This is a genomic window from Acinetobacter pragensis (assembly GCF_001605895.1).
Lineage (GTDB): Bacteria > Pseudomonadota > Gammaproteobacteria > Pseudomonadales > Moraxellaceae > Acinetobacter > Acinetobacter pragensis.
Genome location: NZ_LUAW01000048.1, coordinates 1 through 9900, shown reverse-complemented (window position 1 = coordinate 9900; position 9900 = coordinate 1). Strand labels below are relative to the sequence as shown.

Here is a 9900-nt window from a genome sequence, read left to right as displayed (position 1 = left end):
TAAACAACTTATTGAAGTTGAAAAGGAGCAATCCTTTTCGCAGTCTGGTGAAGTACTCGAAAAACTGCTGCCTATGGATATATTCGTAACTACGGGAATGGGCGATCAATTACGAGAAAAACTCAGAAATATTGGTGTCCATGTCATGGTAACAGCAGAAATTGAACCAGAACAATTTATCGGTAATTTAATTTCAGCCAAATAAAATTCTGGATGGAAGCTGTAATTTATCATGAACAAAATAAGAAAAGCCTGCAGATGCAGGGTTTTCTTATTTCATTTATTATTGTGAAGTATAAGAACCATCAACAGTATATTGACTGCCGGTCACAAATGAAGCTTCATCAGATAATAAAAAAGCCACTACTTGAGCAACTTCTTCTGGTTTACCCAATCGGCCAAATGGATGAAGTTTCACTAATTCTGATTCCTCAAATTCTCCAATTAATGGGGTTTGAATATAACCAGGGTGGACTGAATTAATGCGTATACCTTGATCAGCGTACTCCAATGATGCAGTCTTTGTCAGACCAGTCACACCATGTTTCGCCGCAACATATCCTGAAATGTTCTTTGTCCCGACTAAACCTAAGATTGATGCGGTATTAACAATCGCTCCACCACCTGACTTAAGTATTGATGGAATCTGATAATGCAGCCCATAGAAAACAGCATTCAAATTAATATCGATGACTCTACGCCAAGCGTCAATACTCAACTCAGCAATCGGATTGACTTCACCTAAAATACCCGCATTATTAAATGCTAAATGCAGAGCCCCAAAGCTTTCCACGGCAAACTCAACAGCTTGCTTCATTTCTTCTGGATGAGATGTATCTGTTTTATTAGCAACAGCATGGCCGCCAGCAGCTATAATTTCAGCTGCAACTTTCTCAGCCGCATCAAGATTAATATCTGAAACAACAACTTTTGCCCCTTGTTGAGCAAGAAGCAGCGCTGTACTTCGCCCAATACCCGAACCTGCACCTGTAACTAAAGCCACTTTATTATTAAAACGTGTTGACATCGTAAACCTCTCTTTTTTATAAAATGAGCATGTGAGCCATACTCGTGCTTGAAACGCTTTAGACCCTATTTCTGCACTTGAATTGCAAATTGAACTACATGACATTTTCCGTTATGTAACTTGCCTTCATGACGTTCTTGTTCTCCCACATAAAAATGATAAAGATGATCATTTTTAAATACTGAAAGAAACGACATTGGATCGTACAAATAGTTAATATCTTTCGGACCACCGGTTTGATAATCAATCTGCTCTTTAGAATAAAGCTCTCCAATAAACCAGCCATTGTTTGTCAATGCTTGACGTATCCCAGTGAGAACATTGAATTGAGTATTTTCGTCAAAATGCCCATACACACACATCACATTTTGATAACACTCTCTTGGCCATTCGACATCATTGAGATCAATATTTCTAAGTGTGAAGTCAAAACCAGCTTGTTGGGCTTTTGCAGATAAGTGTTGCAAAGCAACTTTTGAGTAATCCCATATTTCTGCTGAAAATGAATCATTTTGCTGTTTCGCTTTATTAGCCAAATAAAGGATATTCCTCCCCTCACCCTCTGCTATAGCAAGAGTTTTTCCCACAATTGGAACCTGATCTGCTATCTGTTGAATAAAATGATTGGGCGAAATGCCATACAGATCCTGTGTTTGCGAATAAAGATTATCCCAGTGCTGATTCATATCGTTTCCCAATGATTGAAAAAATTAAGCTGTGAATTCTTTAAATGCTTCCAATGCATTAGCGGCATACATCAATGAAGGACCGCCCCCCATATAAACTGCAACACCAAGCACTTCCTCTAATTCTTGCAATGTCATTCCCATTTTGACTAGGGTTCTGACATGAAAACCGATACATCCATCACATCGTGCTGCAACACCAATCGCTAAGGCAATCAGTTCTTTTATTTTAGGATCAATAACACCATCTCGCATTGCAACTTGTGACAATTGATTAAAACTTTTCATTAAATCAGGAGAATCCTGCGCTAATGTCTTTAAACTGCCTGAAATATTTTGAGTTAATTCTTTGTACTTCATGATTTTCTCACTTGAATGTCCATAAACTTAAGTTAGACTTAAAATAGAAATCTAGTTATTTCTCTACTGGATAACCCTGCTCTAGCCATGCTTGGAATCCACCCTGAACAGATTTCACCTGAGTAAATCCCATATTCTGTAAAGTATCTGTAGCCAGAGCTGATCGGCCACCCGTCCCACAAATCAAATAAATCGGCTGATCTTTAAGATGTTCTAGTGCTTGCAAGGTATCGCAATGATGGCTCGCCACAGGATGCTGGTGAATTCTCATTTCTAAAACACCACGAGGATAATTCACGGCTCGGTCTATCGCTACCGCCTGAAATTCATCTGGTTCCCGAACATCAATCAGAATGGTTTTATGGTTTTTCATGGCTTCAAGTAAGTCTGCGACCGTCACTTCTTGAATTCGGTTTTTTGCCATTGAAATTAATTGTTCTGCTGTTTTCATTACTCTTTACCTCTTCCGATCTTTAGAAATCTGGTCTCTGATTAAATATTCATGTCTTTAAAATGCAGTTTTTAAATTTGGCTCTAATCTCTTGCTTGTATTAAGTTATGATGACTGTAGAAATTAAATAAAATGCTACGCTTATGACAGTTATGGCAAAAACCTTTTGGATTTGACTATTCTTAACTAAAGGCATCAAACTTCGACCAATCAACATCCCAGCCATGCAAGTTAAAACGAAAGTCAGCGTGACCGAAACGGGGTATTGAAAACCATCTAAAATATGAGCTGAAATGCTGACACCACCTATCAGGAAAATAATCATCAACGAGGTCGCAACAATACTGCGCATATCAAGATCAGTTACTTTACTCAGTGCTGGAACAATCACGAATCCCCCACCTACCCCAAGCAAACCAGTCAATAAACCTGCCACGACACCAATGGCGCCGAGAGACAATGCAGTTTTCATGTTCCAAATCAGACGACCAGTTGTTTGGTTAACTTTACACAGCACACCTGTATGGTCATTCACTTTTTTAAAAAAAATCCGGTAAGCAACCACGAGCATGACTAAACTGAATGCTAAGGTAAGCCATACAGGAGAAATTATTCCTCCCAGATGCACACCATAACGTGCTGAAGGAATGCTGATCAGTGCAATCCAAAGCGCAGCCCGATAGCGTACTATCTTCTTAAATAAGCCTTCAAATGTTCCAACCAAGGCAGATAAAGTGACTGCAAGCAAGCCAACAGGTGCAGCTTGTGCGACCGTCCACCCTTGACTTGCCATCAGTGCAGGTACGGCCAGAATGCCACCACCAGCACCGGTTAACCCAAGCAAACCACCGATGGTCAGTCCTTCAAGTATTAGCATCCACATCGCTACTGCCCCCCTCTATTACCAAACCAATTAAACAAAACTTGTTGTTTAATCTTAAAATTTGCCTATTTGAAGTAATTCAGTGGAAGTTTTAAATAAGAAACACCATTCTCTTCGGGTTCAGGGAATTGTCCTGCTTTCATATTGATCTGTATCGAAGGTAAAATCAGTTTGGGCATACTTAAACCCGCATCGCGCTTATTACGCATTTCAACAAAATCATCTTTGGTCGTGCCGTCGTGAATATGGATATTCTGATTTTTTTGAGTCTGAATATCCGTTTCACACATATAGGTATCGCGCTTTTCTGGCAAATAATCATGGCAGAGAAATACATGTGTTTTCTCAGGCAGTTGATACAAACTTTGTATTGAATCAAAAAGTATTGATGCGCTTCCCTTCGGGAAATCACAGCGCGCTGTTCCATAATCTGGCATGAATAAGGTATCACCCACAAACACGGCATCACCGATGACATAACTCAGGCAAGCAGGCGTATGTCCTGGGGTGGGAATGTTATATGCTTCGATTGAACCAATTAGAAATTGCTCATGATCATCAAACAGGTAATCAAATAATTGTTGGGTATTCCACTGTTTGATATCCAAATGATAGATCGCAGAAAAGGTCTCTTGTACTACAGCAATTCTCTGGCTCATGGCGATTTTTCCGCCTAATTTGGTTTTGAGATATTGTGCAGCAGTTAAATGATCGGCATGAACATGAGTTTCTAAAATCCACCCGACTGTTAAACCCTGCGCTTTGACATAGGTAATGATCTGATCGGCATGTGTGGTAGATGTTGTGGCTGATGCAGCATCATAGTCCAGTACACTGTCAATAATTGCACATGACTTGGTAGCGGGATCACTCACCACGTAACTGAAAGTATTCGTATCTTCGTGAAAAAAATCTTTTACAACAGGGGAATTTAACATGATTAAGCTCCTGTCCACTTACGGTGAAGCAAAACGCCTGCAAGCATCGCGACAATAAAATACAGAACTTGATAATGCCCAAGACCAATCAAGGTAAAACTAGGCGCAGGACATATCCCAGCAATCCCCCAACCAATACCAAATAAAAGGCTGCCCGAGATCAGTTTAGGATCAATTTTATGATTACTTGGTAATTCAATTGGTTCATTAAATACGGTTTTGGGTGCCTGACTGCGTACCACCTTTTGAAAAGGAATAATTGCAACCATAATCGCTCCAATCATTACGAAAGCTAGACTCGCATCCCAATCACCAAACAAATCTAAGAAGTTTAGAACTTTTTCTGGATTGGACATCCCTGAAAGCATCAAACCTATAGAAAATAAACCGCCGAAAATGAAAGCAAGAAAATTCTTCATTTAGAAAGCTCCTGTGACATGGCGAATCATGTAAACCGTAACAAATCCAGCGAACATAAAACTCATGGTGGCTAGAATAGAACGTTTAGATAAGCGACTGATCCCACAAATGCCATGACCGCTGGTACAGCCTGAACCTAAGCGTGTCCCAAAACCCACTAATAGCCCAGCAATAATCATCATCAACGGACTGGCATTCAATTCAATTTCTGGCTGAACAAATCGCCCATAAATGAAGGGTATAATGATCAAACCTGACATAAACCAAATAGCAGGTGTCTTAAATATCGTTTGAGGGTTTAGAATTTGTGCAACTAATCCACTAACTCCAGCAATACGACCATGTACATATAGGTAGCCAACTACAGCTGCACCTAGCAATAATCCACCCATAAAGGAAATCAAATAGTCATACATACAATTCAAATCACGCCAAACAATATACTTATTAATATTATATAATTAAATAATATACAAGTATTACTTTATTTTTTTGTATAATAATAAGATGATTTTTAGGATACGCTTATGAAAACCAATGAATTAAAAATGAAAATAGATCTTTCAAAAGTCAACCTTGTCACTGATTGTCTAAAAGTCTTATCGAATCCTGATCGTCTTAAAATTTTATGTGTCTTAATTGATAGTGAGCTGAATGTTCAACAAATTGAAAAAACCGCTCAGGTATGCCAACCAACATTATCACAACAACTAACGATACTCAGAAAAAGTAAAATGGTATCGACACGCCGTGAAGGCAAACAAATCTTTTATCAATTTAGTGATATGAGAATATTACAAATCATGCAGACCCTATACGGCTTATATTGTATGAATGACATGGACTCGAACTAGAAATGTTAACTCCCTAAAAATATTTCACATTTGGAATAACAGACTCTTATGCTCACTTTTCAAGCAAAAAAGTCTGTTACTTTTTTTCAAATCAATTATCTGAAGATTGCTCTAAGTTCTCCCACTCAGGAAATGGATTAACCATAAGCTTCCACTGCTCAGGTCCTCCGGCCATTTCCACATCCGTCAGTAAACATTGGTCAAACTGTTGAATTAAACCCTGTTCATCTATATCCATTCCAATCATTACAATTTCCTGTCGTGCATCCCCAGTACGCTCATCCCAATTTCTGATGATTTCATCACGGCTTTGCTGATCCTCTGGCCAATGCTCGTCAGGAACCGTTGCCCACCAATAGCCGGCAACACCATGTCTAGCCATTGCACCCGCTTGTGACCAAGAAGCAGCAAACTCAGGGTTTGAAGCCAACCAAAAATAGCCTTTCGAACGAACCACACCTTTCCATTCGGAATTGATGAAATCATAAAAACGTTGTGGATGAAATGGACGTCTCGCACGATATACAAAACTTTTAATCCCATATTCTTCTGTTTCAGGTGTGTGTTCACCACGCAATTCTTTCAGCCAACCTGGAGCTTGAGAAGCCTCGTTAAAATCAAAAAGCCCTGTATTTAAAACTTTATCTAAATTGACTTTACCAAATTCAGAAATTTCAATTTTTGCTCGTGGATTAAGTTTATTTAAAATTGCAAATAAACGTTGTTTATCATCCTCATTGATCAGATCTACTTTATTTAAGATGATGACATCACAAAACTCAATTTGATCAATCAATAGGTCAACCACAGTACGCTCATCTTGTTCACCCAACGACTCTCCGCGTTGTTGCAAACTATCATACGAGCTGTAATCTTTTAAAAAATTAAAGGCATCTACAACCGTCACCATGGTATCAAGTCGTGCAAACTCATTCAGTGACACACCATTTTCATCTTCAAAAGTAAAAGTTTCGGCTACGGGTAATGGCTCAGAAATTCCCGTTGACTCAATGACTAATTGATCAAAACGATACTCTTGAGCGAGGCGACGAACTTCCACCAGTAAATCTTCCCGCAAAGTACAGCAGATACAACCATTACTCATTTCTACCAGTTTTTCATCAGTACGGGAAAGTTCTGCACCACCATCTCGTACTAAAGCAGCATCAATATTTACCTCCGACATATCATTAACAATGACCGCGATACGACGACCTTCGCGGTTATTTAAAATATGATTGAGTAACGTCGTCTTACCTGCACCGAGGAATCCCGACAGCACAGTTACAGGTAATTTGGCTGGAGTGGCTAAAGAATTATCCATTGGCTTTCTCACTTATCTTAATAAAAGGCTTGTTACGTTTGGAAAAACATAAAGCACATTGACCTAATAGCTCTAAACAATGATGCTTAGGGCTAAAATCCTGATGAACAAGTGACTGTTCAATCACTTGAGTAAACTGAGGTGAATCAAGAATTTGAACTGTCTGACACTCTGTACAAATTGTGACGAGTAAGTAATTTTTCTTATTTCTCAATTCATATGCTAAATATTTGTTCAATGTATCAAGTCTAAGTATTAAGCCATGGCCTGATAGTTTTTTTAAAATACGATAAATTTGTACTGGAGATTGCAAGCCGTAAGGTTTTACCTTTTCCAATAAAGCATAAGCACTTATTGCCTTCTGCTCATTTTGCAAAATTGTTAATACCCTTTGCTGTATCGCACTAAGTTTTAATTCACTCATCTACATTTCCTTTATCATTTCGATTAGACAAAAGCTGAGTGATACAGGGAGATGAGGTACTTTTATGATCGGGTCCCCATGTGCGATATCCAGCACTATCAATATGAATTTGACCAGAAGCATAGACTCCGAGTCCCATATTCAAGCGATCACCATTTTTGACCCAAAATTGACACAAATTTGTTTTTGTTTGCTGAATCATTGTAAGTTCTTCTAGTATTGGCTGTTCTGGACCAATCCTAAAATCAAGTGCAGCATTAAAAACATGTTTGGAAGAATCTGCTCCTTTCGCACAGCGATTTAGGGCAGAGTTACGGTAAACAGAAGTGACTGTAAAATCATCAATCACATTGTCATTAATTAATTCCTTAAAAATATTTAAAGTCGGTACGATATTGTTCCAAATTTCTTGCGGTGGAATTTCATATTCTGATGCATGGCAGTTTTGCCAATCTCGTGCTGTTTGAAATAGTTCAAATTCAGGTACAACACCCAGTAAATTATATTTTTTTAAAAATGTTTGATAACGATTCACTTGAGCTTTATGTGAAGGTTGCGAAATCCAATGCTGATACTCTATTGGGGCATTTTTTGGATACGATCGTTTCGGCTGTACAGATTTACGTTTTACATTGTTATGTTGTCCCGAAGCATTTGATGAGTAAATCAATTGCCCCGTTTGTTTCTGACTGCATGCTGTAAGACAGAACAGTAAACCAATAATTAAAAAATGTTTCATAGCCACTTATTTCAATCTCGAATCTTAAAACGCCTAATGGGCAATTTTAATAAGTTTGCCACTCATAATGTAATGTTATAACATAACTTAAATATTTAAAAGTTCTTCTTTATCTCAAATTCAAAGAAGAACATTGGTTTTTGATTTGATTCTGCTGTGCAATTAATAGAGCGCTAACTGGGAAAAACAATGTCTGATTTGTATGTTTATAATGCTGAAACTCGATCCAAAGAGCGCTTCAAACCTATCATAACAAACGAAATCAAACTCTATGTCTGTGGAATCACCGTTTATGATTATTGTCATATTGGACATGCACGAACCATGGTCGCCTTTGACTTTATTGTTCGCTTTTTGAGATCACAGGGCTGGAAAGTAAAATACATTCGTAATATTACGGATATCGATAACAAGATTATTCATAAAGCACAAGACAACCACGAATCCATCGGCAAATTGACGGATCGCTTTATTCAAGCAATGCATATAGATTTTCATACATTAGGCTGCCTCTCTCCTGATGCAGAGCCTAAAGCAACTGATTCTATTCAAAATATTCAAACTATTATTCAAACCTTATTCCAAAAAAAATACGCCTATCAAACATCAAATGGCGATATTTATTTTTCTGTTGAAAGCTATCCTGACTATGGACGATTATCTGGTCGAAAATTAGCAGATATGCAAGCTGGTGCGAGCCAACGTGTCAGTTTAGAAACAGAAAAACGTCATCCTTTTGATTTTGTACTCTGGAAAGCTTCAAAACCCAATGAACCTTTTTGGCAATCGCCTTGGGGAAATGGTCGACCAGGTTGGCATATTGAATGTTCGGCAATGTCAATGTGTCATCTTGGCAACCATTTCGATATTCATGGCGGTGGGGGTGATTTAATTTTCCCACATCATGAAAATGAAATAGCACAGAGTGAAGCTGCAACTGGAGAAAAATATGTGAATTACTGGTTGCATACAGGCTTCATCAATGTCAATGGAGAAAAAATGTCGAAATCATTAGGTAATTTTCTTACCATACGTGATGCGCTCAAGGATTATCATCCTGAAGTCATTCGCTTACTGGTGATCAGTTCGCATTACCGTAATCCGATTGATTTCTCTGATCATATTTTAAAAGATACACAAAAAGTATTGTCTCGATTCTATCAAGCAATTTACCACGCACAACCCTTTATCACATCAAAAGATGATGCTATTAAAACAGAACTAAATAGTAATCCTTTTATACAAAAATTTAATCAAGCCATGAACGATGACTTTAATACTCCAGAAGCTTTAGTTGTTTGTTTTGACTTATTGAAGCAGCTGAACATAGCCTTAAAAGAAGAGAACCAAGAAAACGTTATTAAAAATTATCAGTTACTTCTTTGGATCGGCAATATTCTAAATATTTTTCAGTATGATCCTGAGAAAATATTAAAGCACTCAGCTAGTGAACAAGATTCTCCCCTTTCCGAGCAGGAAATCCAAGAAGCGATTCTGGCAAGAAATACAGCACGAAGCAATAAACAATATGCTTTAGCAGATCAAATTCGACAGAAATTACTTAAAAGTGGCATCCTTTTAGAGGATACCCAGACACAAACAATTTGGAGACTCAATCAATAATGAATGATGTTTACTTATTAAGATTCATCCTCCCCATCTTTATCAAATACGGATTACACATATGGCGATTAGCAATCAAGACCTGAGAAAAGCAGGACTAAAAGTCACTCTTCCGCGAATAAAAATTTTAGAAATATTGGAAAACTCAATTCCTCACCATCTGARKRCGGA

14 protein-coding genes and 1 pseudogene are annotated in these 9900 nt (G+C 38.0%); 4 read left to right on the top strand and 11 right to left on the bottom strand.

Going from position 1 to position 9900, the window contains the following annotated elements; translation table 11 throughout:
• A partial coding sequence (locus AZH43_RS16095; protein ID WP_067671857.1) for a dinitrogenase iron-molybdenum cofactor occupies window positions 1-205 on the top strand: 205 nt, incomplete at its 5' end.
• Window positions 206-283: 78 nt separating this feature from the next.
• On the opposite strand, the gene AZH43_RS16090 is transcribed toward AZH43_RS16095, so the two are convergent.
• From AZH43_RS16090 to AZH43_RS16055, 8 genes are all read right to left on the bottom strand, one after another.
• Complete coding sequence (locus AZH43_RS16090) at window positions 284-1027, bottom strand: SDR family NAD(P)-dependent oxidoreductase (RefSeq protein WP_067671854.1); 744 nt, start codon at window positions 1025-1027, stop codon at window positions 284-286.
• A gap of 65 nt (window positions 1028-1092) precedes the next feature.
• Window positions 1093-1713, bottom strand: coding sequence for a methyltransferase domain-containing protein (locus AZH43_RS16085; RefSeq protein ID WP_067671851.1), 621 nt, complete (start codon window positions 1711-1713; stop codon window positions 1093-1095).
• Between the two features lie 24 nt (window positions 1714-1737).
• Window positions 1738-2073: a carboxymuconolactone decarboxylase family protein gene (locus AZH43_RS16080; protein WP_067671848.1), complete on the bottom strand. Its 336-nt coding sequence runs from the start codon at window positions 2071-2073 to the stop codon at window positions 1738-1740.
• A 55-nt stretch (window positions 2074-2128) separates the two neighbouring features.
• Window positions 2129-2524, bottom strand: a complete 396-nt coding sequence (locus AZH43_RS16075) for a rhodanese-like domain-containing protein (protein WP_067671845.1) — start codon at window positions 2522-2524, stop codon at window positions 2129-2131.
• Window positions 2525-2624: 100 nt separating this feature from the next.
• Window positions 2625-3407 carry a sulfite exporter TauE/SafE family protein gene (locus AZH43_RS16070; protein ID WP_067671842.1) on the bottom strand — a complete coding sequence of 261 codons (783 nt, stop codon included), beginning with the start codon at window positions 3405-3407 and terminating at the stop codon, window positions 2625-2627.
• A 65-nt stretch (window positions 3408-3472) separates the two neighbouring features.
• Entirely contained in the window at window positions 3473-4345 is an 873-nt protein-coding gene (locus AZH43_RS16065) for an MBL fold metallo-hydrolase (RefSeq protein ID WP_067671838.1), read from the bottom strand.
• Window positions 4346-4347: 2 nt separating this feature from the next.
• A complete protein-coding gene (locus AZH43_RS16060) occupies window positions 4348-4764 on the bottom strand; it encodes a DUF6691 family protein (protein WP_067671835.1) in 417 nt (138 codons plus the stop codon).
• The gene (locus AZH43_RS16055; RefSeq protein WP_067671832.1) at window positions 4765-5181 is read right to left on the bottom strand and encodes a YeeE/YedE family protein; all 417 of its coding nucleotides are present in this window, start codon (window positions 5179-5181) and stop codon (window positions 4765-4767) included.
• 111 nt (window positions 5182-5292) lie between these two features.
• On the opposite strand from AZH43_RS16055, the gene AZH43_RS16050 reads away from it, so the two are divergent.
• Window positions 5293-5619 (top strand): ArsR/SmtB family transcription factor, encoded by a 327-nt coding sequence (locus tag AZH43_RS16050; RefSeq protein ID WP_067671829.1) that lies wholly within the window; start codon window positions 5293-5295, stop codon window positions 5617-5619.
• A 91-nt stretch (window positions 5620-5710) separates the two neighbouring features.
• Here AZH43_RS16050 and zigA read toward each other — a convergent pair whose 3' ends face one another.
• Genes zigA through AZH43_RS16035 form a run of 3 tightly spaced genes read right to left on the bottom strand, consistent with a single transcriptional unit; the run spans window position 5711 to window position 8106 of the window.
• Window positions 5711-6943, bottom strand: a complete 1233-nt coding sequence (gene zigA, locus AZH43_RS16045) for a zinc metallochaperone GTPase ZigA (protein WP_067671826.1) — start codon at window positions 6941-6943, stop codon at window positions 5711-5713.
• A complete protein-coding gene (locus tag AZH43_RS16040; RefSeq protein ID WP_067671823.1) occupies window positions 6936-7367 on the bottom strand; it encodes a Fur family transcriptional regulator in 432 nt (143 codons plus the stop codon). The genes zigA and AZH43_RS16040 overlap by 8 nt, the downstream gene beginning before the upstream one ends.
• Window positions 7360-8106: a D-Ala-D-Ala carboxypeptidase family metallohydrolase gene (locus AZH43_RS16035; RefSeq protein WP_067671820.1), complete on the bottom strand. Its 747-nt coding sequence runs from the start codon at window positions 8104-8106 to the stop codon at window positions 7360-7362. Before AZH43_RS16035 ends, AZH43_RS16040 begins: the two co-directional genes overlap by 8 nt.
• Before the next feature lie 189 nt (window positions 8107-8295).
• Here AZH43_RS16035 and cysS point away from each other — a divergent pair, with 189 nt between their 5' ends.
• Together cysS and AZH43_RS18255 are read left to right on the top strand one after the other, a co-directional pair.
• Window positions 8296-9729, top strand: coding sequence for a cysteine--tRNA ligase (gene cysS, locus AZH43_RS16030; protein WP_067671817.1), 1434 nt, complete (start codon window positions 8296-8298; stop codon window positions 9727-9729).
• Window positions 9730-9790: 61 nt separating this feature from the next.
• Window positions 9791-9900, top strand: a pseudogene (locus tag AZH43_RS18255) (ferric iron uptake transcriptional regulator); the annotation flags it as partial.

Bases quoted from the DNA above. Each gene is read 5' to 3' on its own strand.
- AZH43_RS16080 (WP_067671848.1), bottom strand. From the start codon at position 2,073: ATGAAGTACAAAGAATTAACTCAAAATATTTCAGGCAGTTTAAAGACA.
- cysS (WP_067671817.1), top strand. From the start codon at position 8,296: ATGTCTGATTTGTATGTTTATAATGCTGAAACTCGATCCAAAGAGCGC.
- zigA (WP_067671826.1), bottom strand. From the start codon at position 6,943: ATGGATAATTCTTTAGCCACTCCAGCCAAATTACCTGTAACTGTGCTG.
- AZH43_RS16090 (WP_067671854.1), bottom strand. From the start codon at position 1,027: ATGTCAACACGTTTTAATAATAAAGTGGCTTTAGTTACAGGTGCAGGT.
- AZH43_RS16085 (WP_067671851.1), bottom strand. From the start codon at position 1,713: ATGAATCAGCACTGGGATAATCTTTATTCGCAAACACAGGATCTGTAT.
- AZH43_RS16075 (WP_067671845.1), bottom strand. From the start codon at position 2,524: ATGAAAACAGCAGAACAATTAATTTCAATGGCAAAAAACCGAATTCAA.
- AZH43_RS16055 (WP_067671832.1), bottom strand. From the start codon at position 5,181: ATGTATGACTATTTGATTTCCTTTATGGGTGGATTATTGCTAGGTGCA.
- AZH43_RS16050 (WP_067671829.1), top strand. From the start codon at position 5,293: ATGAAAACCAATGAATTAAAAATGAAAATAGATCTTTCAAAAGTCAAC.
- AZH43_RS16035 (WP_067671820.1), bottom strand. From the start codon at position 8,106: ATGAAACATTTTTTAATTATTGGTTTACTGTTCTGTCTTACAGCATGC.
- AZH43_RS16070 (WP_067671842.1), bottom strand. From the start codon at position 3,407: ATGTGGATGCTAATACTTGAAGGACTGACCATCGGTGGTTTGCTTGGG.
- AZH43_RS16065 (WP_067671838.1), bottom strand. From the start codon at position 4,345: ATGTTAAATTCCCCTGTTGTAAAAGATTTTTTTCACGAAGATACGAAT.
- AZH43_RS16040 (WP_067671823.1), bottom strand. From the start codon at position 7,367: ATGAGTGAATTAAAACTTAGTGCGATACAGCAAAGGGTATTAACAATT.
- AZH43_RS16060 (WP_067671835.1), bottom strand. From the start codon at position 4,764: ATGAAGAATTTTCTTGCTTTCATTTTCGGCGGTTTATTTTCTATAGGT.